20 protein-coding genes are annotated in these 23898 nt (G+C 63.8%); 12 read left to right on the forward strand and 8 right to left on the reverse strand.

Annotated elements, in window-relative coordinates:
* The first annotated feature begins 2 nt into the window (after positions 1-2).
* The 6 genes from FJ942_RS12075 to FJ942_RS12110 all read left to right on the forward strand — a co-directional run bounded on the left by FJ942_RS12075 (position 3) and on the right by FJ942_RS12110 (position 7103).
* Entirely contained in the window at positions 3-953 is a 951-nt protein-coding gene (locus tag FJ942_RS12075; protein WP_140897820.1) for an N-acetylmuramic acid 6-phosphate etherase, read from the forward strand.
* A 117-nt stretch (positions 954-1070) separates the two neighbouring features.
* Positions 1071-2330 (forward strand): ABC transporter substrate-binding protein, encoded by a 1260-nt coding sequence (locus FJ942_RS12080; protein ID WP_140879345.1) that lies wholly within the window; start codon positions 1071-1073, stop codon positions 2328-2330.
* A 249-nt stretch (positions 2331-2579) separates the two neighbouring features.
* Positions 2580-3509, forward strand: coding sequence for a sugar ABC transporter permease (locus tag FJ942_RS12085; RefSeq protein WP_140524307.1), 930 nt, complete (start codon positions 2580-2582; stop codon positions 3507-3509).
* A gap of 226 nt (positions 3510-3735) precedes the next feature.
* The gene (locus tag FJ942_RS12095) at positions 3736-4575 is read left to right on the forward strand and encodes a carbohydrate ABC transporter permease (RefSeq protein ID WP_140728776.1); all 840 of its coding nucleotides are present in this window, start codon (positions 3736-3738) and stop codon (positions 4573-4575) included.
* A gap of 241 nt (positions 4576-4816) precedes the next feature.
* Entirely contained in the window at positions 4817-5878 is a 1062-nt protein-coding gene (locus FJ942_RS12100) for a Gfo/Idh/MocA family oxidoreductase (RefSeq protein WP_140897822.1), read from the forward strand.
* A gap of 226 nt (positions 5879-6104) precedes the next feature.
* The gene (locus FJ942_RS12110) at positions 6105-7103 is read left to right on the forward strand and encodes an ABC transporter ATP-binding protein (RefSeq protein WP_140897824.1); all 999 of its coding nucleotides are present in this window, start codon (positions 6105-6107) and stop codon (positions 7101-7103) included.
* A 187-nt stretch (positions 7104-7290) separates the two neighbouring features.
* Here FJ942_RS12110 and FJ942_RS12115 read toward each other — a convergent pair whose 3' ends face one another.
* The 5 genes from FJ942_RS12115 to FJ942_RS12140 all read right to left on the reverse strand — a co-directional run bounded on the left by FJ942_RS12115 (position 7291) and on the right by FJ942_RS12140 (position 13886).
* Positions 7291-8136 carry a fumarylacetoacetate hydrolase family protein gene (locus FJ942_RS12115; protein ID WP_140514225.1) on the reverse strand — a complete coding sequence of 282 codons (846 nt, stop codon included), beginning with the start codon at positions 8134-8136 and terminating at the stop codon, positions 7291-7293.
* A 169-nt stretch (positions 8137-8305) separates the two neighbouring features.
* The gene (locus FJ942_RS12120) at positions 8306-9037 is read right to left on the reverse strand and encodes an SDR family oxidoreductase (protein WP_140491586.1); all 732 of its coding nucleotides are present in this window, start codon (positions 9035-9037) and stop codon (positions 8306-8308) included.
* 179 nt (positions 9038-9216) lie between these two features.
* Positions 9217-11589, reverse strand: coding sequence for an aldehyde dehydrogenase family protein (locus FJ942_RS12125; RefSeq protein ID WP_140897826.1), 2373 nt, complete (start codon positions 11587-11589; stop codon positions 9217-9219).
* A gap of 223 nt (positions 11590-11812) precedes the next feature.
* Complete coding sequence (gene deoC / locus FJ942_RS12135) at positions 11813-12853, reverse strand: deoxyribose-phosphate aldolase (protein WP_140491579.1); 1041 nt, start codon at positions 12851-12853, stop codon at positions 11813-11815.
* A 205-nt stretch (positions 12854-13058) separates the two neighbouring features.
* Positions 13059-13886 carry a ferredoxin--NADP reductase gene (locus FJ942_RS12140; protein WP_140514230.1) on the reverse strand — a complete coding sequence of 276 codons (828 nt, stop codon included), beginning with the start codon at positions 13884-13886 and terminating at the stop codon, positions 13059-13061.
* Between the two features lie 222 nt (positions 13887-14108).
* On the opposite strand from FJ942_RS12140, the gene FJ942_RS12145 reads away from it, so the two are divergent.
* The 4 genes from FJ942_RS12145 to FJ942_RS12160 all read left to right on the forward strand — a co-directional run bounded on the left by FJ942_RS12145 (position 14109) and on the right by FJ942_RS12160 (position 18772).
* Positions 14109-16193, forward strand: a complete 2085-nt coding sequence (locus FJ942_RS12145) for a hydantoinase/oxoprolinase family protein (RefSeq protein ID WP_140897828.1) — start codon at positions 14109-14111, stop codon at positions 16191-16193.
* 1 nt (position 16194) lies between these two features.
* Entirely contained in the window at positions 16195-17880 is a 1686-nt protein-coding gene (locus FJ942_RS12150; protein WP_140897830.1) for a hydantoinase B/oxoprolinase family protein, read from the forward strand.
* A gap of 105 nt (positions 17881-17985) precedes the next feature.
* A complete protein-coding gene (locus FJ942_RS12155) occupies positions 17986-18192 on the forward strand; it encodes a hypothetical protein (protein WP_140491571.1) in 207 nt (68 codons plus the stop codon).
* Positions 18193-18196: 4 nt separating this feature from the next.
* Positions 18197-18772, forward strand: a complete 576-nt coding sequence (locus FJ942_RS12160) for a Fic family protein (RefSeq protein ID WP_246675480.1) — start codon at positions 18197-18199, stop codon at positions 18770-18772.
* Between the two features lie 9 nt (positions 18773-18781).
* On the opposite strand, the gene FJ942_RS12165 is transcribed toward FJ942_RS12160, so the two are convergent.
* The 3 genes from FJ942_RS12165 to FJ942_RS12175 form a co-directional block, all read right to left on the reverse strand.
* Positions 18782-19438, reverse strand: coding sequence for a methionine ABC transporter permease (locus FJ942_RS12165; RefSeq protein ID WP_140491569.1), 657 nt, complete (start codon positions 19436-19438; stop codon positions 18782-18784).
* On the reverse strand, positions 19419-20507 hold the full coding sequence (locus FJ942_RS12170) for a methionine ABC transporter ATP-binding protein (protein ID WP_140662487.1): 1089 nt from the start codon (positions 20505-20507) through the stop codon (positions 19419-19421). Before FJ942_RS12170 ends, FJ942_RS12165 begins: the two co-directional genes overlap by 20 nt.
* A gap of 71 nt (positions 20508-20578) precedes the next feature.
* Complete coding sequence (locus FJ942_RS12175; protein WP_140491565.1) at positions 20579-21433, reverse strand: MetQ/NlpA family lipoprotein; 855 nt, start codon at positions 21431-21433, stop codon at positions 20579-20581.
* Between the two features lie 748 nt (positions 21434-22181).
* On the opposite strand from FJ942_RS12175, the gene FJ942_RS12180 reads away from it, so the two are divergent.
* Together FJ942_RS12180 and FJ942_RS12185 are read left to right on the forward strand one after the other, a co-directional pair.
* Positions 22182-23276 carry a transporter substrate-binding protein gene (locus FJ942_RS12180; protein WP_140763019.1) on the forward strand — a complete coding sequence of 365 codons (1095 nt, stop codon included), beginning with the start codon at positions 22182-22184 and terminating at the stop codon, positions 23274-23276.
* Positions 23273-23890: an ANTAR domain-containing protein gene (locus tag FJ942_RS12185; protein ID WP_140491561.1), complete on the forward strand. Its 618-nt coding sequence runs from the start codon at positions 23273-23275 to the stop codon at positions 23888-23890. The genes FJ942_RS12180 and FJ942_RS12185 overlap by 4 nt, the downstream gene beginning before the upstream one ends.
* Positions 23891-23898: the final 8 nt, after the last annotated feature.

Here is a 23898-nt window from a genome sequence, read left to right on the forward strand (position 1 = left end):
GGATGGCCGAAACGCGCACCGAAGCGCTGCACAGGAACGCCGAGGGGCTGGATATCCAGGCTCCCGAAGCCATCCTTGCTTCGCTGGCCGATGCGCAGGTCGAGGCGGCGAAGATTGTGCGCAACGCCATTCCCTCCATCGCCAAAGCGGCCGAGATCATCACCGGTAGCCTGAAGGGCGGCGGCAAGCTCGCCTATGCTGCGGCCGGCAGCTCCGGCCTGATGGCGCTTGCCGATGCGCTGGAACTGCCTGGCACCTTCGGCATTCGGCGCGACCGCATCGCCATCCTGATCGCCGGCGGCGATGAGGCCTTCAGAACGCTGGCCGGCGGCCCCGAAGACGACACCGAGGAGGCCGCGACAGCGGTCGCCAACGCCGGCATTGGCAAGGGCGACTGCCTGATCGCAATCTCGGCCAGTGGTACGACGCCCTATGCACTGCGGGCGATCGAGGAAGCCGCCCGTCGCGGTGCGGCTACCATCGGCATCGCCAACAACCGGGACTCGGCTCTGCTGCGTCTGTCTGGAACCGCCATCCTGCTCGAAACGCCGCCGGAAGTGATCGCCGGCTCGACGCGCATGGGCGCCGGAACGGCCCAGAAGATCGCCCTCAACATGCTGTCGACGCTCGCCGCTATCCATCTCGGCCATGTCCATGACGGCTACATGGTCAATCTCATGGCCGACAACAGCAAGCTGCGCGACCGCGCGGCGCGGATCGTCGCGGCCATCAGCGGCGGCAGCCGCGACGACGCGGCCCGTTTGCTCGAAAAGAGCGGCGGTGCGGTCAAGACCGCCATTCTGCTTGCCGCCGGCGCCGACAGCGCCGACACGGCGCAGAAGATACTGGAAGAGGCCGGCCAGAAGCTGCGGCCGGCCCTTTCCGCGCTGGGGCATGATCCCGAAAAGTGGAGACCGCTTTTCGGAAAAGATCATGCTCGAACAAAGAAATAGAACCTGTTTCATCCCGGTGTCCATCGGGGTGAAGCAGGCTTGCGAGGGGAGCAAGGGGCGCAACGCCTCTGTTCTCATCAAAACCGAACCTGAAAAAGGTCAACAGGGAGACTGAGCATGACAACGAAACTACTGACGGCACTGCTTCTGGGCACCAGCATTCTCGGCTCCGCCGGGGTGGCTTACGCCGAGGACGTAACGCTCAACATCGAAAGCTGGCGCGGCGACGACCTTGCCATCTGGAAGGACAAGCTGATCCCGGCTTTCGAAGCCAAGAACCCCGGCATCAAGGTGGTGTTCGCGCCCTCGGCGCCGACCGAATATGACGCGGCTCTCGGCGCCAAGCTCGCCGCCGGTTCGGCGGGCGACCTGATCACCTGCCGCCCGTTCGACAAGTCGCTCGAGCTGTTCAAGAAGGGCAATCTCGCGGACCTCTCCTCGCTGCCGGGCATGGACAACTTCTCGCCGGTGGCCAAATCCGCCTGGCAGACCGACGACGGCAAGGCGACCTTCTGCGTGCCGATGGCGTCGGTCATCCATGGCTTCATCTACAACAAGGACGCCTTCGACAAGCTCGGCATCAAGGTGCCGGAGACCCGCGATGAGTTCTTCGCCGCGCTCGACAAGATCAAGGCCGACGGCACCTACATCCCGATGGCGATGGGCACCAAGGATCTCTGGGAAGCCGCGACCATGGGCTACCAGAACATCGGCCCCAACTACTGGAAGGGCGAGGAAGGCCGCGCGGCCCTCATCAAGGGCGAGCAGAAGCTGACCGACAAGGACTGGGTGGCGCCCTATGAGGAACTGGCCAAGTGGAAGCCCTATCTCGGCGACGGCTTCGAGGCGCAGACCTATCCGGACAGCCAGAACCTGTTCACGCTCGGCCGCGCCGCCATCTACCCGGCCGGCTCGTGGGAAATCGGCCTGTTCAACACCCAGGCCCAGTTCAAGATGGGCGCCTTCCCGCCGCCGGTCGAGAAGGCCGGCGATACCTGCTACATCTCCGACCATACCGACATCGGCATGGGCCTGAACGCGGGCTCAAAGCATGCGGACGCCGCCAAGACCTTCCTGTCCTGGGTAGCCTCGCCGGATTTCGCCACCATCTACGCCAACGCGCTGCCGGGCTTCTTCAGCCTGAACTCCTCGCCGGTGAAGATGGAAGACCCGCTGGCGCAGGAATTCGTCTCCTGGCGCGGCAAGTGCAAGTCGACGATCCGTTCGACCTACCAGATCCTGTCGCGCGGCACGCCGAACCTCGAGAACGAGACCTGGGTCGAATCGGCCAATGTCATCAACGGCACCGATACGCCGGAAGCCGCTGCCAAGAAGCTGCAGGACGGCCTCGACAGCTGGTACAAGCCCGCCAGGTAAGGCTCGGGCAATGAGCTGGGCCGTTCCAAGTGGACGGCCCAGCGTTTTTCGATAGCATCGACTGCGAAGGACGGCGCCGCCCCTTATCCGCCTGCCGGCACCTTCTCCCCGTACAGTGACGGTGAGAAAGGGAGTTGCCGCAACGCTGGCGACCTCCTCTCTCCGTTCTTCACCGGGAGAGGGTAAGGATGAGGGGCAGCGCTGTTGTCGAAAGCATTTTCCCAGACCTGATCGGTGGGGACCGAACTCATGGCCGCACAAGCACGACCGAAAAGACCGATCCGCTGGCATATCGCCGTCTTCCTGGCGCCGGCGGTGCTCGTCTACACGGCGATCATGATTCTGCCGCTCGCCGGCACTTTGCAGCTGTCGCTGTTCCGCAACATCGAGCAATCCCAGGTCTTCGTCGGGCTGGCAAACTTCCGCACCCTGTTCGGCGATCCCAACTGGTCGGTGAATTTCTGGAATGCGCTGCGCAACAATGTCTGGTTCTTCATCATCCACATGCTGGTGCAGAACCCGATCGGCGTACTGTTGGCCGCACTTCTGTCCAGCCCCAGGCTGCGCTTTTCGGCTTTCTACCGCACGGCGATCTTCGTGCCGACCATCCTGTCCTTCGTCATCGTCGGCTTCGCCTGGAAGCTGATCCTGTCGCCGCTATGGGGCGTGGCACCGCACATGATGGACCTGGTCGGCCTTAAAAGCCTGTTCACGCCATGGCTCGGCAAGGAGCAGTATGCGCTGACCGCGCTTAGCCTGGTCTCGGTGTGGCAGTTCGTCGGCATCCCCATGATGCTGATCTACGCCGCGCTGCTGTCGATCCCCAATGAGGTCATAGAGGCGGCGGAATGCGATGGCATCACCGGCCTGTCGCAGTTCTGGAAGATCAAGCTGCCGCTGATCCTGCCCTCGATCGGCATCATCTCGATCCTGACCTTCGTCGGCAATTTCAACGCCTTCGACCTGATCTACACCGCGCAGGGCGCGCTCGCCGGGCCGAATTATTCGACCGACATTCTCGGCACCTTCCTCTACCGCGCATTCTTCGGCTTCCAGCTGCAGGTCGGCGATCCCAACATGGGCGCGACCATCGCCACGATCATGTTCCTGATCATCCTCGGCGGTGTCTGCGTCTACCTCTTCCTCATCCAGACGCGCCTGCGTCGATATCAGTTTTAGGGGGCGATATGTCGAGCTCGAGCACCCCCCTCTGTCCTGCCGGACATCTCCCCCGCAAGGGGGGAGATCAGCTGTTGTCACGGCCTTCGCCAGCCACCAGCGATGCAGGAGATGTGTCGGCGCCAAAGCTGCCAATCTCCCCCCTTGCGGGGGAGATGGCCGGCAGGCCAGAGGGGGGTGGCTGGGTGCTGTTCCTCGGCAAAGTAGCTCCTCAGGAGACCATCCAATGAGCACCGCCACCCGTTCGCTGCCCCGCACGATCGGCGCCCATGCGGTCCTGTTGACCTACACGGCGATCGCGCTGTTCCCGGTGATCCTTGTCATCATGAATTCGTTCAAATCCCGCGCCGGCATTTTCGGCGCGCCTTTGACGCCGCCGACGCCAAAGACCTTCGACCTGATCGGCTACACCACGGTGATCGGCCAGGGCGACTTCATCCACTACTTCCAGAACAGCCTCGTCGTCACGGTCGCCTCGCTGTTCTTCGTGCTGCTGTTCGGCGCCATGGCGGCATTCGCCCTGTCGGAATACCGTTTTCGCGGCAATACGCTGATGGGCCTCTATCTGGCGCTGGGCATCATGATCCCGATCCGGCTGGCCACCGTCGCCATCCTGCAATTGATGGTGGCGAGCGGGCTGGTCAACACGCTGACGGCGCTGATCCTGGTCTACACCGCGCAAGGCCTGCCGCTGGCCGTCTTCATTCTGTCGGAATTCATGAGGCAGGTGTCGGACGACCTGAAGAACGCCGGCCGCATCGACGGCCTGTCGGAATACACCATCTTCTTCCGGCTGGTGCTGCCGCTGGTGCGGCCATCGATGGCGACAGTCGCCGTCTTCACCATGATCCCGATCTGGAACGATCTGTGGTTCCCGCTGATCCTGGCGCCGTCGGAAGAGACCAAGACTGTGACCCTCGGCGCGCAGCTCTTCCTCGGCCAGTTCGTCACCAACTGGAACGCCATCCTGGCCGCGCTCTCGCTGGCGATCATGCCGGTGCTGATCCTCTACGTCATCTTCTCGCGGCAGCTGATCCGCGGCATTACGTCAGGAGCCGTCAAGTGAGCGGACAAATCTCTGTTGGAGCCTTCACCCCACCCGGCGCTTCGCGCCGACCTCCCCATCAAGGGGAGGTCGAAGGTCACGGCTTCATTCACGACGGCCAAGGGACACGTTTCGGAGAAGCCTCTTTGAGCGTGGCGGGGGTCACGCCGACGTCCTACCATCCCTCGATGGGGAGGTCGGCGCGTAGCGCCGGGTGGGGTGACACCCTCTCAAGAGAAACCAGGATATCTGGAGCAGCTCCGTGAACTCTGAATCCCCCCTTCGTGTCGTCGTCGCCGGCCTCGGCAATATGGGCCGCAGCCATGCGCTCGCCTATCACACCAATCCGGGCTTCGAGATCGCCGCGTTGATCAACCGCTCTGACGTGCCGCTGCCGGATGGGCTGTCGGGCTACGGCATCAGGCGCTCCTTCGACGATGCGCTGCGCGACGAAAAGCCCGATGTCGCCTGCATCGCCACCTATTCCGACAGCCACGCCGACTATGTGGTTAGGGCGTTCGAGGCCGGCTGCCATGTCTTCGTCGAAAAGCCCCTGGCGACGACGGTGGCTGACGCCAACCGCGTCGTCGCGGCCGCTAAGGCCAACGGCAGGAAACTGGTGATCGGCTATATCCTGCGCCACCACCCGTCCTGGGTCAGGCTGATCGCCGAGGCGCGCAAGCTCGGCGGCCCTTATGTCTTCCGCATGAACCTCAACCAGCAATCCTCCGGCCACACCTGGGAGACGCACAAGCAATTGATGCGCACGACCTCGCCGATCGTTGACTGCGGCGTGCATTATCTCGACGTCATGCTGCAGATCACCGACGCCAGGCCGGTCGAGGTGCGCGGCATGGGCGTGCGGCTGACCGAGGAGGTGGCGCCCACGATGTACAATTACGGCCACCTCCAGGTGCTGTTCGATGACGGCTCGGTCGGCTGGTACGAGGCCGGCTGGGGACCGATGATTTCGGAAACCGCTTTCTTCGTCAAAGATGTCATCTCGCCGAAGGGCTGCGTGTCGATCGTCATGAAGGAAGGCGTTAAGTCCGACGACATCGACACCCACACCAAGACGTCGACCATCCGCCTGCACAGTGCGGAAACCGGCGCGGACGGCAAGTTCGCCAAGCCGGACGAGATGCTGTCGATGGAGGGCGAACCCGGCCACCAGGATCTCTGCGATCTCGAACAGGCTTTTGTCCTCAAGGCGATCCGCGAGGATATCGATCTCACCCGCCATATGGAGGACGCAGTGAAATCGCTCGCCGTCTGCCTTGCCGCCGACGAGAGCGTGCGCAGCGGGAAGGCGGTGCGATTGTGAAAAGGGAGCTAGCGGCAGGGGTTGCGGTCTACGGCGCCCCCCTCTGGCCTGCCGGCCATCTCCCCCTCAAGGAGGGAGATCAGCTGTCGGCATGGCCTTCGCCAATCACAAACGTCAAAAAGAGTGTTTCAGCGTCAAAGCTGCCAATCTCCCCAGTTGAGGGGGAGATGTCCGGCAGGACAGAGGGAGGCGCCCTGGCGCCCACTCATCAATTTGGAGGACTGCCGTGGGCTCGCTGAAGATCGAAAACGTGAAGAAGGCTTTCGGCCCGGTCGAGGTGCTGAAGGGCATCGACCTCGAAGTGACGGATGGCGAATTCGTCGTCTTCGTCGGCCCCTCGGGCTGCGGCAAGTCGACTTTGCTGAGGGTGATCGCCGGGCTGGAGGATTCGACCTCGGGCCGGGTGGTCATCGATGGCGCGGATGTCTCGGCCACGCCGCCGGCCAAGCGCGGCATCGCCATGGTGTTCCAGACCTATGCGCTCTATCCGCACCTGACGGTCAAGAACAATATGGGTCTTGGCCTCAAGCAGGCCGGCACGCCGGCGCCCGAGATCGACCGCCGCATCGGCATCGCTTCGTCCATGCTGTCGCTTGAGCCTTACCTGGAAAGGCGTCCCGCCGAACTCTCCGGCGGCCAGCGTCAGCGCGTCGCCATCGGCCGCGCCGTGGTGCGCGAGCCAAAGCTGTTCCTGTTCGACGAGCCGTTGTCCAATCTCGACGCGGCACTGCGCGTCAATACGCGGTTGGAAATCGCGCAGCTGCATCGCCGCCTCAAGGCGACGATGATCTACGTCACCCACGACCAGGTCGAGGCGATGACGCTGGCAGACAAGATCGTGGTGCTCAATGCCGGGAAAATTGAGCAGATCGGCGGACCGATGGAACTCTACAATTCGCCGGCGAACGAATTTGTCGCGGGCTTCATCGGCTCGCCGAAGATGAACTTCATCGACGGCGCCAGGCTTGGGGAAACCGCCAGGAGCATCGGCGTGCGGCCGGAGCATCTGACTGTCGACCCGAAATCCGGCGCCTGGAAAGGCACGGTCGTGCATGCCGAGCACCTCGGCGCCGACACCAATCTCTATCTCGACTGCGAGAAGGCCGGGCTGATCACCGTGCGCATTTTCGGTGTTTATGACGCCGAGCCGGGGGCGACACTTTATGCAACGCCGGATCCGGCGAAGACCTATCGGTTTGGCGCGGATGGGAAGGTGCTGAAGTAGTATCGCAACATAGGTTGGCGCTGCCCCTCATCCGCCTGCCGGCACCTTCTCCCCGTATAGTGACGGGGAGAAGGAAGATAGCACCAGCGCCGGCGATTGGCGAAAGCAGCAACGACAGCGTCCTTCTCCCCGTTTTACGGGGAGAAGATGGCGGCAGCCAGATGAGGGGCGGCGCGACTCGTGAAAGTTATGCGTCAGCCCTGAACGTCTGCTTCTGCTGGCCCAACCCTTCGATGCCCAGCTCCACCACGTCGCCGGCCTTCAAGAACACCGGCGGCTTCATGCCCAATCCAACGCCGGGCGGCGTGCCTGTCGAAATAATGTCGCCGGGATGCAGCGACATGAACTGGCTGAGATAGGACACAAGGTAGGCGACGCCGTAGACCATGGTCTTCGTCGAGCCGTTCTGCATGGTCTTGCCGTTGACGGTCAGCCACATCTTCAGGTTCTGCGGATCCGAGACCTCGTCCTTGGTCACCAGCCATGGGCCGGTCGGGCCGAACGTGTCGCAGCTCTTGCCCTTGGTCCATTGGCCCTGGCGCTCGGCCTGGAAGGCGCGCTCGGAGACATCGTGCGCGACGCAGTAGCCGGCGACATAATCGAGCGCATCGGCCTGGCTGACATATTTTGCCGTTTTGCCGATGACCACGCCGAGCTCGACCTCCCAGTCGGTCTTTTCCGAGCCGCGCGGGATCAGCACGTCATCGTCCGGTCCGACGATGGCCGAGCTGGCCTTCATGAAGATGATCGGCTCCGGCGGCACGGTGGCGCCGGTCTCGGCGGCGTGGTCGGAATAGTTGAGGCCGATGCAGATGAACTTGCCGGTGCCGGCAACGCAGGCGCCGAGCCGCGGCTTGCCGGAAACCGCCGGCAGCGACTTTGCGTCGAGCTTGGACAGCATCTCCAGTGAGGCCGGGTGAAGCGTGGTGCCGGCAATGTCGGCGACATGGGCGGAGAGGTCGCGGATCGTCCCATCCGCATCGAGCAGGCCGGGACGTTCGCTCCCCACCTCGCCATAGCGCAGCAGTTTCATTTAGACCCTTCTCCTGGTTGCGGCCTCGCGGCCTTTTGCAAACTCTTCACCGAAACGAATGGCTCCCGTTTGGGAAGCCGGCGGACCGTACCACCGGCCTGATCCAGGGCAAGCGCGGACACCATATAGTGATCGCCGGTGAGCGGGATTTTCAGACTCCTCGATCCGGTCAGATCGACCAGCCACCATCGATATTGTAGGCCTGCCCGGATGTGTAGGTGGCGCCGGCCAGATAGACGGCCAGATCGGCGATTTCCTCCGGCGTGCCGAGCCGGCCCATCGGCTGGCGCGCGATGAAGGCGGCGCGCGCGGCTTCATAATCGCCCTGCGCGTGCATGCGATCCTGCAGCGACGGGCTCTCGACCGTACCGGGGCAGATGGCGTTGCAGCGTATGCCCTTGCCGACATAGTCGGCCGCGACTGCCTTGGTCAGGCCGATCACCGCAGCCTTGGTGACACCATAGGCGAAACGGTTCGGCACGCCCTTCTGCGAACTCGCCAGCGAGGCCATGTTGATGATCGACCCGTCGCCGCGCTCCAGCATGCCGGGCAGCACGGCGCGGATGGTGCGGATCATGGCGCGGACGTTGAGGTTGAGAGCGAAATCGAGATCGCTGTCCTTCATCTCCAGGATCGAGCCGGAGTGGACGAAACCGGCGCAGTTGAACAGCACGTCGACGCGGCCGATCCCGGCGAAGGCGGTGTTGACCGCCTCGTCATTGAGCACGTCGACCTTGCGTGTCTTGATCCCGGCAGTCTTGGCGAGTTCCGCCAGCAGCGTTTCGTTGATGTCGGTGGCATGGACGGTAGCTCCTGCCTTGGCGAAGGCGAGCGCGCTTGCCTTGCCGATGCCTTGCGCCGCTGCCGTGATGACGACGACCTTGCCTGCCAGATCCGCCATGCTGTTCTCCTCCTGGGTTAACTGCCTTTATCGGCGGCCTGCGAAGGCGTCATGTGCCAGTCACAGGCCATGATGTGGCCTGCTCTGTCAGTTCACAGATAAAGATGTTTTTTCTCGTTAAAGAACATAAGCCCGAGCGTCAAGCCCGAACCCGATCTCCATTGTGACAGCATGGAACGTCAGTCGCCGTAGGGCACCCAGACGTTCTTCATCTCGACGGCGCGGCGCAGCAAAGCATCGCCAGCGGCTTCTTCCGAGGCCCAGTCGAGGCTACGGCCATTGCCGCTCCAGATACGTTTGAGGTTGCCGACGGACTCGACCTCCGCCTTGGCGCAGGTGTCGGCATCGGCGAACAGCCAGAGCCCATCGACATCGTCATGCTTGGCCAGCACGCCGGCAAGTTCGGCCGTGCGGCCGGTGACGATGTTGATGGCGCCGGCAGGCACGTCGGAATATTCGATGACCTGATACAAGTCGGTGGCGAGCAGCGGATGGCGCTCCGAAGGCACCGCGACCACCGTGTTGCCCATTGCCAGCGCCGGCGCGACCAGCGAGATGAACCCGAGCAGCGGCTGATTGTCGGGCGCGACGATGCCGACGACGCCAACCGGCTCATGCAATGCCAGCGTCACCGCCCGTGCCGGCGGCTGGTGCACGCGCCCCTCGAACTTGTCGGCAAGTCCGGCATAGAGGAACAACCGCTCGATCGACTGGTCGACCTCCTCGCGTGCCGCCTTGGCGGTCGCGCCCGTGAGCTGGACGAGGCGTGAAGCGAATTCCTCCGCCCGGCCGGAGAGGTTTTCCGCCAGATAGTAGAGCACCTGTGAGCGGTTGTAGGCGGTCGCCTCCGGCCAGCTCTTGCAGGCCCGCGCCGCGGAGACGGCATCGCGTATATCCTTGCGGTTGCCCAAGCCGACTTCGCCGGCAAGCTTGCCCTTGGCGGTGACAACCGCCAGCGAGTAGTTGCCGTCCGGCCGGACCTGTTTGCCGCCGATGAACAGCTTTGCCGTCCGATCGATTGCTGTGCCATCGGCCTGCTCGACCGGTTGTGTCGAGGCCGCCGCCGGCTTGATGACCGGGCCAAGCGGCAGCTTTGCCGTGAGATATTCGAACATGCCTTCGCGCCCGCCCTCGCGGCCGAAACCGCTCTCGCGGTAGCCGCCGAAGCCGCAGGCGGCGTCGAACATATTGGTGCCGTTGACCCAGACGACACCCGCTTTCAATTGCGGCGCGACGTGCAAGGCAAGATTGACGTTTTCGCTCCACACCGAAGCGGCAAGGCCATAGCGGGTGTTGTTGGCGAGCTCGATCGCTTCCTCGGTGTTGCGGAACGTCATGGTCGCCAGAACGGGGCCGAACACTTCTTCCTGGGCGAGAATATTAGCCGGCGAAACGCCGGTAGCGAGGGTCGGCAGATGGTAATAGCCGGATGAGGGCAGCGCCGCATCCGGCTGCCAGCAGACCGCCCCCTGTTTTGCGCCCTCGGCGACCAGGCCCTTGACGCGATCGAGCTGCGTCAGATCGACCAGCGGGCCGATATCGGTGTTCTTGTCCAGTGGGCTGCCGACGCGCAGCCGGCTCATCTTGACCTTGACCTTGGCGATGAAGGCGTCGGCGATGCCCTCCTGCACCAGCAGCCGCGAACCGGCGCAGCAGACCTGTCCCTGGTTGAACCAGATGCCGTCGACCAGACCTTCGACGGCGCTGTCGAGATCGGCATCCTCGAACACGATGAAGGCCGACTTGCCGCCAAGCTCCAGCGACAGCTTCTTGCCCGAGCCGGCGGTAGCCTTGCGTATGATCTTGCCGACTTCCGAAGACCCGGTGAAGGCGATCTTCTGGATGCCGGGGTGGTTGACGATGGCCGCACCCGCTTCCGGGCCGCCCTGCACGATGTTGACGACGCCTTTCGGCACGCCGGCGCGTTCGCAGATTTCGGCGAACAGGATGGCGGTCAGCGGCGTGAATTCGGCCGGCTTCAGCACCACGGTGCAGCCGGCGGCCAGCGCCGGCGCGATCTTCCAGGCCAGCATCAGCAGCGGAAAGTTCCAAGGGATGATCTGGCCGACGATGCCGACGCCCTTGTGGCCGGGGAAATCCTTGTCCAGCGCCTGCGCCCAGCCGGCGTGATGGATGAAGTGGCGGATCGCCAATGGCACATCGATGTCGCGGCTCTCACGGATCGGCTTGCCATTGTCGATTGTCTCCAGCACCGCGAACAGGCGCTGGTGGCGCTGCATGGCGCGGCCGATGGCATAGAGCACTTTTGCCCTGGCATAGCCCGAGGAGGCCGACCATTTCGGCAGCGCCTTGGTGGCCGCCGCGACCGCGGCGTCGATGTCGGCGGCTCCGGCATCCGAGACCTTGGCCAGCAGCTTGCCGGAAGAAGGCTCGCTGGTCTCGAAGGTCTTGCCGCCGCCAGCCGCCTTCCAGGTGCCGTCGATGAACAATGCCTTGGAAAAATCGCGCGCGGCAAGCCAGGCGTCGGCCTCGTTGCGGGCTTCCGGCGCCGGACCGTATTCCATGGCGTGATAGCGTTCGAGAATGTTCATGGGGCCCTCCAGATAATTGCCTCGGCAAGCGCTCTGTCGCGCCCCCCTCTGTCCTGCCGGACATCTCCCCCACAAGGGGGGAGATTGGCAGTTTCAGCGTGTCGCTGCCCTTGCGACGTTGAAAATGGACGAAAACAAGGAAGCGCGTGATCTCCCCCCGTGTGGGGGAGATGTCCGGTAGGACAGAGGGGGGCGCCGTAGGGCTCCACGTTCGAGCCCTGACTCAAGCCATCGCGTGGCGGTGATTGGCCGAATAGTGCCCGGTCAGGTGATGTTCGAGTTGCCGCTCGATGTCTGTCAGCAGGCTCGAGGCGCCGAAGCGGAACAGATCCGGTTCCAGCCACGGCCGGCCGAGTTCTTCCTTCATCAGCACCAGCCAGTCGAGCGACACCTTGGCGGTAGAAATGCCGCCGGCCGGCTTGAAGCCGATGAGATAGCCGGTTTCCTCGAAATAGGCCCTGATGGCGCGCACCATGGCAAGGCCGACGGGCAGCGTGGCGTTGACGCTTTCCTTGCCGGTCGAGGTCTTGATGAAATCGGCGCCCGCCATCATTGCCACCATAGAGGCCAGCATCACATTCCGCAGCGTGGCGAGGTCGCCGGTGCCGAGAATGACCTTCAGATGCGCATCGCCGCAGGCAGCGCGCATCGAGACGATCTCGTTGTAGAGCTCGCGCCATTTGGCCCCGAACACCAGGCCGCGCGGGATGACGACGTCGATCTCGTCGGCGCCGTCGCGCACCGAGGCCTCGATCTCCTGGAGGCGGGTCGACAGTGGCGCAAGACCATGCGGGAAGGCGGTGGAGACGGCGGCGACATGGATGCCGGTGCCGCGCACGGCGTCGACCGCGGTGGCGACGAACGGATGATAGACGCAGACGGCGGCCGGGCGGATGGGTTCGCCCGCAATGCCCAGGCCCTCAGCGATGTCGCGGCGCAGCGGATTGATCGCTTTGGCGCAAAGCCGGCGCACGCGCTCTTCCGTGTCGTTCGAGTTGAGCGTCGTCAGGTCCATGCAGGCTATCGCCCGCAGCAGCCAGGCCGCCTGGTTGTCGGCCTTGATCGAGCGCCGCTTGGTCAGGCTGGCGACGCGCCGTTCCAGCGCCGAGCGGTTGACGCTGCGCACCGACTCCAGAAAGCCGAGGTCGAGCTTCATGCCGGGATTGCGCGCGATGCGATGATCCAGCGGGAGGGCGGTGTTGGCGGCGGCGCGCGCCGGCAGCGGCATCACCTTGGCCTCGGCCTCGCGGATTGTGCTGCTCATCTCCTGCCCTTTCACTCAGCGACTGCGCCTATGTCTTGGTGTGTATCGTCTTCCCAAACCGCTCGGCACTTTTGGGCGACACGCACGAAGATAGCCCGCGAAGCCGCGCTTCACGAGTCCTCAAGCGAGGGTAGCTGAAAAAGGCCGCGAAAGCAGCTAATTTTTGACCAGAAGGTCAAAAGGTCGATCGCCGGAAGAGCAGGCCTCAGCCGACGAAGGCGCGCTCGACGACAAAAGTCGAGGGATGGCTGAGCGAGCCTTCCTGGAAACCGAGGCTCTCGGCCATTTCCTTGACGTCCTTCAGCATATGCATCGAGCCGCAGATCATGATGCGGTCGGTCTCGGGATTGAGCTTCTCTATGCCGAGGTCGGCGTAGAATTTGCCGGAGCCGATCAGCGCGGTGATGCGACCCATGCGCGCCGACTCCTCGCGGGTCGTGGAGTTGTAGAGCGTGACACGGCCGCCGGTCAGTTCGCCGATCAGCGGGTCGCTTTCGAGCGCCGCCACCAGTTCCTGGCCATAGGTCAGCTCGGCATTGTCACGGCAGGTGTGGGTCAGGATCAGCTGCTCGAATTTTTCATAAGTGTCAGGGTCACGCAGCAGGCTGGCGAAGGGCGCGATGCCGGTGCCGGTGGAGATCATGAACAGCCGCTTGGCCGGCGTCAGCGCGTCGACCACCAGCGTGCCGGTCGACTTCTGGCGCATGATGACGGTGTCGCCGACCTGGATCTTCTGCAACTCCGAGGTCAGGGGGCCGTCCGGTACCTTGATGGAAAAGAATTCCAGCTCTTCGTCCCAGGCCGGGCTGGCCACCGAATAGGCGCGGAACACCGGCTTCTCGGCATTGGGCAGGCCGATCATGACGAATTCGCCGGAACGGAAGCGCAGCGACTGCGGACGGGTGATGCGGAACGAGAACAGCCGGTCGGTGTAGTGCTTCACCGAGACCACGGTTTCGGCATAGACATTGGCTGGAATCGGAAATTGCAGCGGGCGGGCGCCGGCGGTGTTGAACGCGGATGTGGTGTTCATCAAATCCAACCTTCTGGCCCAACTCACGAACGCGGGCGCCAAACCTTATTCCTGCGCGCCCGGACCGTTCAGGTTCCGGCGTGCTGCTCGCACACTCCAAAGCGGTAAGCTCTTGTGTCCGGAATTTATTAGTATACAAACGATATTTGCGTCAAGATGCCGCCGTAAAACACCTTTCCAAACTGTGACATATCCGTAGTCCCAGCATTTCGGGTTTCGACAATGAAAGAGAATTTTTCGGTGCAGCCGCCGGATTCCCTGGGCAGTGTTGTCGCCGGCATCGACGTCGGCGGAACCTTCACCGATCTGCTTCTGATTGATGGCAAGGATGGCGGGCGGGTACATATCGCCAAGACGCCCACGACCGTCGACAACCAAGCCTTCGGCGTCGTTTCGGCGCTCGATACCACCGGCTTTCCGATCGACGGCATCGATCTTATCGTGCATGGCACGACGACAACCACCAACGCGGTGCTCGAACGCCGGCTGGCGAAGACCGGCATGATCACCACGCGCGGCTTTCGCGACGTGATCGAGCTCGGCCGGCGCACGCGGCCGCAGCCCTATGGCATGACCGGCACCTTTGTTCCGGTCATCCCGCGCAACCTGCGGCTCGAAGTGTCCGAGCGCGTCGAGGCGTCGGGAGCGGTACGCATGCCACTCGACGAAGCCGAAATGCGCGAGGCGGTGAAGGCGCTGATCGATGCCGGCTGCGAATCCCTGGTCATCCACTTCCTGCATTCCTACGCTAACCCTTCGCACGAGCGGCGCGCCGCCGAGATCGCCGCCGAACTCTGGCCGAACGACTACATCACCGCGGGTCATGCGCTGCTGTCGGAAGCGCGCGAATTCGAGCGCGGCGTCACCGCCTCGGTCAACGCTTCGGTGCAGCCGATCCTCGAGCGCTATGTCGAGCGGCTGCGCAAGGAACTCGCCGACAAAGGCTACGCCCGCGACTTCCTGATCATGAACGGCAATGGCGGTATGATCTCGGCCCGCTTCGTCACACGTGAATCGGCCAAGACCGTGATGTCCGGCCCGGCCTCGGGCGTCATCGCCGCCGCCTACACGGGCAAGCGCGCCGGCTTCGAAAATCTCGTCACCTACGACATGGGCGGCACCTCGACCGACGTGGCGCTGATCCGCAACGCCGAACCGGCGGTTTCGAACGAGATCGAGATCGAATACGCCATGCCCATCCATGTGCCGATGGTGGCGGTGCACACGGTCGGGGCCGGCGGCGGCTCGATCGCGCGCGTCGACGCGGCAGGCCTGATCCAGATCGGCCCGGAAAGTGCCGGCGCCAATCCAGGCCCGATCTGCTACGGCCGCGGCGGCCTGCAGCCGACCATCACCGACGCCAATCTGGTGCTCGGCCGGCTGGCGTCGAAGAAGCTGCTTGCCGTCGACAATCCGGTCACATCAGAGCGTGTCACCGGCATTTTCGCCGACAGGATCGGCAAGGCGACGGGCTTGTCCGGCGTCGAAGCAGCCGGCGCGGTGCTCAGGCTCGGCAACATGAAGATGGCCGGCGCCATCCGCATGGTGTCGGTGTCGCGCGGTCACGATCCGCGCGATTTCGCGCTGTTCGCCTTCGGCGGCGCCGGCCCGCTGCACGCCACCGCTCTGGCGCGCGAACTTGGACTGCCCCGGGTGCTGGTGCCGGCACGGCCCGGCATCACCAATGCGCTCGGCTGCGTCGTCGCCGATCTGCGCCATGATTTCGTCAACACCATCAACCGGCCGGTAGGCGTTCTTGATGAAAGCCAGCTCCATCAGGTTTTGGAACGGCATCGAAACGAAGGCGAGGAGCTGATCGCCAAGGAGGCGGTGAAACCGCAGACCATCCGCGTCACCCATTCCGCCGACATGCAGTTCGTCGGCCAGACCCACATCATCAACGTGCCGCTGCCGTCCTCGTCGGTGACCCGGCAGGAGCTGCAGGCGCTGTTCGAAAAGGCCTATTTCGCGCGCTTCAAGGTCGAGCTGCCGGAAATCCGCGCCAATCTGGTCAACTTGAACACCTCGGTGACGGGTGTCAGGCCGGCGATCGATCTGTCGCGGCTGATCGACCCCGCCGGGCGGGCAAAGACGCTCGACGAGGCCCGGCGCGAGATCCGGCCGGTCTGGTACAGCGGGCGCTGGCATGACACGCCCGTATACGCACGCGAAGAACTGCCGCTCGATGTGATCATCGAAGGGCCCGCGATCCTCGAACAGATGGACGCTACCACGGTGCTCGAACCCGGCGACCGTGCCCGCTCGGACGCCGACGGCAACATCATCATCGACATTGGCGAGGCCTGAGATGCAAAAGCTCGACGCCATCACGCTCTCGGTTCTCCAGGCAGCCCTGCAGCAGGTCTGCGATGAGATGGACCTGACCTTTTCCCGCGCCGCCTTCTCACCTGTCATCGCCGAGGCCAATGACCGCTCCGACGGCATCTATTCGGCCGTCGACGGCTCGCTGATCGCGCAAGGCAGCCAGGGCCTGCCGGTATTCGTCGGCGTCATGCAATATTCGACCAGGACGGTGATCGAGATGATCGCCGACGGCCGCTGCCTGGCCCCGGAGCCGGGCGATATCTACATCGTCAACGACCCGTATCTCGGCGGCACGCATCTGATGGACGTGCGCTTCGTCATGCCGGTCTACCGGGACTGCAAGATTTTCTGTTGGCTGTCCAACACCGGTCATTGGCCCGACATTGGCGGTTCGGTGCCCGGCGGCTTCTCGGCTTCGGCGACGGCGGTCGAGCAGGAAGGCTTGCGGCTGCCGCCGGTCAAACTGTTCAAAAAAGGCGTACTCGACCCGGAGATCTACGCCATCATCTGTTCGAACATCCGCGTCGCCGACCAGCGCATCGGCGACATCAGGGCGCAGGCTGCCGCACTGCTGATCGGCCAGGATCGGCTCAATGGAATTCTGGATCGTTACGGAGACGAAACTGTTGTCGAGGCGATCGCAGAACTGCGCCGCCGCGCCGCCGAGCAGATGCGCGCCAACATAGCGGCCATTCCCGACGGGACGTACCGCTCGAAGGCCTTCGTCGATTCCGACGGCGTGGTCAACGAGCCGCTGACCATCGCGCTCGCCGTCGAGAAGAAGGACGACACCCTGACTTTCGATTTCGCCGGCTCGTCAAAGCCCTGCGCGGGGCCGATGAACAGCGTGCTGGCGACCACCTTGTCCTCGGTTTATCTCGCCATGCGCCATATCTTCCCCGATGTGCCGATCAGCGCCGGCGCCTTCGAGCCGCTCGAGGTCAAGCGGCCGGAGGGTACCTTCCTGGATGCCAGATATCCCCGCCCGGTCTCGGGCTGCGCCGCGGAAGTGTCGCAGCGCATCGCCGAGGCGGTGTTTGCGGCCATGGTGCAGGCGCTGCCCGACAAGGTAACGGCGGCGCCCGCCGGCTCCAGCGGCAATTTCGCGCTCGGCGGCAACGATCCGGCGCGCGGCCGCGACTATGTCATGTACCAGATCTCTGGTGGCGGCTATGGCGGCAATGCCGGCCATGACGGGCTGACCAATGGCTGCTCGACCATCGGCATCTCCAAGTCGCCGCCGGTCGAGATCATGGAGCAGGCCTTTCCGGTGCTTTACCGTCACTATGCGTTGCGCGAGGGCTCGGGCGGCGCCGGCAAACATCGCGGCGGCTTTGGCCTTGCCTACGAGGTCGAGATCCTGCGTGGAGAAGCCCGCGCCTCCTTTGTCATGGACCATGGCCGCTTCGGCCCGCAAGGCGCGCTCGGCGGCCGGGATGGCGAGCCCAACACGGTGGCCGTCATCCGCGACGGGAAGGAACATGTGCCGCCGCACCTCTCCAAGGAGCAGGACATCGCGCTCAAGGCCGGTGACCGCGTCCGCGTCGGTACGCCGGGTGGTGGCGGCTACGGCGATCCGCGTGAGCGCGATCCGGAACTGGTGGCTCAGGACGTCAGGCTTGGTTATTATACGGCTGAACAGGCCAGGGATTTGTTCGGCGCCGCATGAACTCGCTGGCGCCTTGTTCGACCCGGAGGAGTAAGGCCGCGGCCTGGTCCGGCTTGCTCGGAAATCGTTTTGGCCTCTCCTGCGGGTCCATGATATGATTTGCGAATGAAGTATCTTAATTCAAGAACCGGCCGCTCAGCCAAGACGGGTCATTTCGTGCTGACGAGAGCGCATGGCGAGAAAATCAGCGCTGTCGAAGGTATGAAGTTGTCGTCCCGCATGGCGAAAATACTCAACCATAGTGTGCGGCAAGGGTTGTCCGGTGACGAGCGGCGCTCGCTGATCAAAGAAGAAATCCGCAAAAAGAAATAGGCCGTTGGTCTACGCTGCCGAGTTCGATCCACTCTGCTACCCCGGCACGACCGTGCTTATGAATCTGCTTGATATCCGCGAGCAGGCAGAGCTCGATGAGGTCGAGCTCGCCTTGTTCCTGACTCGCGCGGACGAGCCCCTTCCGGCAGGCGAACTCGACTACCGTCACTATCTCCACCTGCATCGGCACCTGTTCCAAGACGTGTATGCTTGGGCCGGTCAGCCGCGCACCATCCGGATCGGCAAGGGTGGCAGCTGGTTTTGCTATCCCGAGCACATCGCCAGCGAGATGGTTCGGGTGTTCCGTGAACTTGGCGACCCCGACTCCTTGGCAGACCTAGACAGCCTCGGTTTTGCGAGGCACGTGGCCCACGTCGTTGCGGAGGTCAATGCCGTTCATCCTTTTCGCGAAGGCAACGGCCGTACCCAACTCACCTTCCTTGCAATGCTTGCTGAACATGCGGGCTTCACATTCAACGCCGATATCCTGGAGCGAGATCGCGTTATTCAGGCGATGATTGACAGCTTCGGTGGTTCCGAGGCGCCGCTTCAAACGCTTATCGAAGACATCATCGCGTAGCTCAGCCGCTCACCCCCTCCGGTCCAGCTTCGCCACCAGCCGGTCGCCCACCCACTGGATGCCGCAGACCAGGATGATCAGCACGATCACCACGGCGATCATCACTGACGTCTCGAACCGCTGGTAGCCGTAGCGGATGGCGAGGTCTCCGAGGCCGCCGGCGCCGATCGCGCCGGCCATGGCGGAGGCGCCGACCAGCGTCACCAGCGTCACGGTGAAGCCCGCGACGATGCCTGGCAGCGCTTCCGGCACCAGCACCTCGCGGATGATCGTCCAGCGGTTGCCGCCCATGGCGCGCGCCGCCTCGATCAGGCCATGGTCGACCTCGCGCAGCGACACTTCGGCGATGCGCGCGTAGTAGGGCGTGGCGGCGATCGACAGCGGCACGATCGCCGCCCAGGTGCCGATCGAGGTACCGACGATCAGCCGCGTCACCGGGATCAGCGCCACCAAAAGGATGATGAACGGCACCGACCGGAAGCCGTTGATGACTGCGCCGAGCACGCGGTTGACCCACAGGCTTTCGGCGATGCCGCCGCGTTCGGTGGCGATCAAGGCGAGACCAAGCGGCAGGCCGAAAACCAGCGAGATGAGGCCGGAAGCGGCCGTCATCAGCACCGTCTCCCAGATCGACCGCAGCAGAAGCTCAAACAGGATCGGCGACATGGCCAAGCACCTCCACCCGCGCCTGGCGCGATTTCAGGAATGCGATCACTCGCGCGAGATGGCTTGCATCGCTGCCGGGGACAGACAGGAACAGTGTGCCCACCGGCTGCTGCTGGATATGGTCGATGCCGCCATGGACGAGGCGGAACGTGCCAGGCACGAGCGTCGCGAGATCGGACAAGAGCGGGCTTTGCGCGGCCTCCCCGGCCACATCCACGCGCAGGATCGTCTCCGCGCCGGTCGCGGGCAGCAGCCGGGCCAAGAGCTCGGCCGGCAGTTGCGGCCGGATGGCGCCAAGCAGGCTTTTCGTGATCGGCGACCGCGGCTCGGCAAACACCGACCAGACCGGGCCTTGCTCGACGAAGCGCCCGGCGTCGATCACCGCCACGCGGTCGCCGATCGAGCGGATCACCTCCATCTCATGGGTGATCAAAAGGATGGTCAGGCCAAGCTGCCGGTTGATGTCCCTCAGCAAGGCGAGGATGGACCGCGTCGTCTCCGGGTCAAGCGCGGAGGTGGCTTCATCCGACAACAGCAGCGCCGGCCGCGCGGCCAGCGCCCTGGCGATGCCGACGCGCTGCTTCTGTCCGCCCGACAGCGATGCCGGATACGCCTTTGCCTTCTCCGACAGGCCGACCAGTTCAAGCAGTTCGGCGGCGCGGCGCAGCCGCTCCGCCTTCGGGCGGCCCTCGATCTTGAGCGGCAGCGCCACATTGTCCTCGACGGTCTTGGCCGACAAAAGGTTGAAATGCTGGAAGATCATGCCGATGCGCCGCCGCAGCGGCTGCAGGTCGCGCTCGCCGAGCCGGCTGATCTCGCGGCCTTCGATGAAGACTTCACCGGAATCCGGCCGCTCCAGTCCGTTCAGGCAGCGGATCAGCGTCGATTTGCCGGCGCCGCTGCGTCCGATGATGCCGAGGATCTCCCCCTTGTGCGCCGTCAGCGAAATGCCGTCGAGTGCCGCCGTCGCGCCGAAGCGGCGCTTCAGGTCGACGAGCCGCACCACGTCTTGCGGCGGTGGGCCTGTGCCCTCCATGGCTTCTGCGGTTGCTGAGAAATGCTGGTTCATGCGCGGATCCCGAATACGATCGCGGCCCGCGCACCGCGCGGACCGCCTTCATGTCAAATGCACTAACAGCCTCAATAGGCGCTGAGGCCGGTGCCCTTGTAGACCTTGTCGAACTCGGCTTTCACCGCCTCGTTCTGGTAGGAGGCGACCAGCGTCTTCACCCAGGGCTCGTTCTCATTGCCAACCTTGACCGCGATGAAGTTGCGGTAGGGGTTGTCGGCGATAGGCTCCTGCGCGATACGGTTTTCCGGTGTCAGGCCGCTCTTCAGCGCCCAGTCGGTGTTGACCACGGCGGCATCGAGATCCTCGACGGAGCGGCCGACAATGCCGGCGTCAAGCTCCTTGATCTCGACCTTCTTCGGGTTTTCCGCGATGTCGGCGGTGGTGGCGAGAATGCCGGTGCCGTCCTTCAGTTTAATCACGCCCTCGTTCTGCAGCACGCGCAGCGCCCGGCCTTCATTGGAGGGATCGTTCGGCACGCCGATCACCGCGCCCTCGGGCAGGTCGGCGATCTTCGTATATTTCTTGGAGTAGAGGCCGATCGGCCAGACGCCGGTATAGCCGACGCGCACGATGTGGTAGCCCTGTGTCTTGATCTGGTTGTCGAGATAGGGCTGGTGCTGGAAGGCATTGGCGTCGATCTCGCCGCGTTCCAGCGCCTCATTGGGCTGGGTGTAATCGTTGAAGACCACGGTTTCGATGCTGAGGCCCTTTTGCGCCGCCTGGGCGACGACGACGCGCCAGACATCCTCGTCCTCGCCGCTGATGATGCCGACCTTGATCGCCTTCTTGTCCTCGGCGAACGAAGCGCTGGGCGCAATCAGCCCGGCGACCGCGACCGCCGAAGCGAAAAGCAAGCCAAGACCCGCGCGGCGGTTGAAATATGACGAGAGGGAAGACGACAAGGTGTTCCTGAAATCGGACATGATGGATCTCTGCGGTTGCGAAGTCACAAGCCGGGCGGAACGCCAAGCCTTGTCCAGATCATCAGAAACTCTAGGGATATTATCAAAGAACCGCGTTCCCGGTTCGCCCGGAAGCCCGGAATATTCTCTCAAAATTTTCTGAACGGCGAGCACGGTAGCCTAGCCGCCGCGCCAAACGGGCCGCAGCGCCGCGGTTGAGCTGACGAACGCACTTTCCCGTAGTGTCCCGGTTGCGATCTGGCCGGTCTGCTGGCGCATTCCGCTCTGAATCCCTATATGCCTAGAGGAAAGCACAGGAGATTTCATGATAGCCAAATACACAACCGCTGAAGAAATGGCTCAAACCGTAGGCGTTGAGCCGACAGCATTCCGTGAAGCGCTACGCAGTGCTAAGTTTCCCCGTAAACGCGGCACTGACTGGGAAGTGACAATCGGCGGCCCGGCATACTCAGGAATGCGTACCGTCCTAGCATCTCTCATACGGCGCAAGGCGGCCTGATTCCGACCGGTCCAAAAGGTCACATGTTCTTTTCAATCGCGCCGCTTTTCCATAGGAGTTTGGCTAGGATCGCGACAAGCGCGGCGTCTAATTTCAAACTGAGACACTACCCACTTTCCCGCTTGACTGCGTGGTGGCACGGAATAGTTTAGGCTGAAAATACCGGCCCTGATCGCCGGGCGGCAAGAATGCCTCGTATGCCTCGCCCTCCGGCGGTGGCTGCGGGGCATTGTTATTTTGGGGATCTGTTTGAAACGGCGTATCGAGATCGGCATCCTCTATTCCCGCTCGGGAAGCTATCAGCTCGTCTCCGATGCGTGCCGGATGGGCGCCATGCGCGCCATCGCCGACATCAATGCCGACCGCGGCTCGGGTATCGAACTGGTGCCCGTCGAGCGTGACCCACAGAGCAATGCCGATCGCTATGCGACGCTGTGCGAGGACATCTTCAAGACCAGCAGCGCCCGCCACGTGGTCGGCTGCGTCACCTCCTGGAGCCGCAAGGAGACCATTCCGGTGCTGGAAAAAGCCGGCGGCATGCTCTGGTACGCCTGCCCCTATGAAGGCTTCGAGGCCAACGAGCACGTCGTCTACATGCACGCTTGTCCAAACCAGCATCTGGTGCCGCTGATGGCCCATGTCGTGCCCCGCTTCGGCGCCAACGGCTTCCTGCTCGGCTCGAACTACATCTGGGGCTGGGAGATGAACCGCGTTGCGCGCGACCTGATCGCGGATGCCGGCGGCAAGGTCTTGGGCGAGCGCTATCTTCGTATCGGCGAGACCGACGTGTCACGGCTGATCGCCGAGATCCGGGCGACGCGGCCGAACTTCGTCCTCAACAACCTGATCGGCACCTCCTCCTACGCCTTCCTGGCGGCCTACCGCGACCTGGGCGTTGAGGACCCGGCCTTCAGCCCCGAGGTGTGCCCGATCATCTCCTGCAACCTCACCGAGGGTGAGCTGCCGGCGATCGGCGAAACCGGCAAGGGGCATTTGTCGGTCGGGCCGTATTTCGCGCCTCGCCCGGCGGCCTTCGCCTCGTCTTTCGAGGCCTCCGCCTATGCCTCCGTGCAAGTGATGGCCGACGTGCTCTCGCGTGATCCCGACGCCGGTCCGGCGGAATTTTCCAAGGCCTTCGCCGAACGGCGCTTCTCCACCCGGCTCGGCCCGATTGCTATCGACGCTCATTCCCAGCACGCAACGCTGCCGGTAATCATCGGCCGGATCGCCGACGGCTTCTTCGAGGTCGTCAGCCGGCAGCACGAGGTCGCGCCCGATCCGTACCTGTCACGCTACGACCCCGCCACGACATTCGGCCGGCCGCGCCTGAGGGTGGTGTCGTGACCAGGCCATCGCGCATCCCGAATCTCGGCGGCGCCAGGGCATTCATCCTGCATCGCCCGCACCCGACCGTGCAGGCCATCACCAGGCAGTTGTCCGCCATCGGCCTGGTCACCGTCGACTGCTGGCCCGAACTGCCGCCTGAAGCGCTGGCCGCCGATTTCGTGTTCTTCGACGCCGATCTCGGTTTCGACGAGCAATTCCCGTGGAAGGCCGGCGAGGCGCCGATGCCGCTGGTGGCGCTGATCGGTTCGGAGGCGCCCGGCCGCATCGAATGGGCTCTCTCGCACAAGGCCGATGCGCAGCTCCTGAAGCCGGTCGGCACTGCCGGCGTCTACAGCGCGCTGCTGATCGCAAGGCAGAGTTTCGAGGCGCGAAAACATTTGGCCGGCGAGATCGCCTCGCTGCGTCAGCGTGTCGCCGAGCGCCAGACCATCGTGCGCGCCGTCGCGGCACTGTCGAAAGGCGCCGACGACGATCGCGCCTACGCGCAGCTGCGCTCGCTGGCGATGAGCTGGCAGATCAGTGTCGAGGATGCGGCGCGCCGCATCGTGGCAATGACCAATGAGGAAGTAACGGGTGAGGAAGGCGGCGATGACCACTCCTATCGCGCCTGACCTCCCGG

This window comes from Mesorhizobium sp. B2-4-2, assembly GCF_006442845.1.
Lineage (GTDB): Bacteria > Pseudomonadota > Alphaproteobacteria > Rhizobiales > Rhizobiaceae > Mesorhizobium.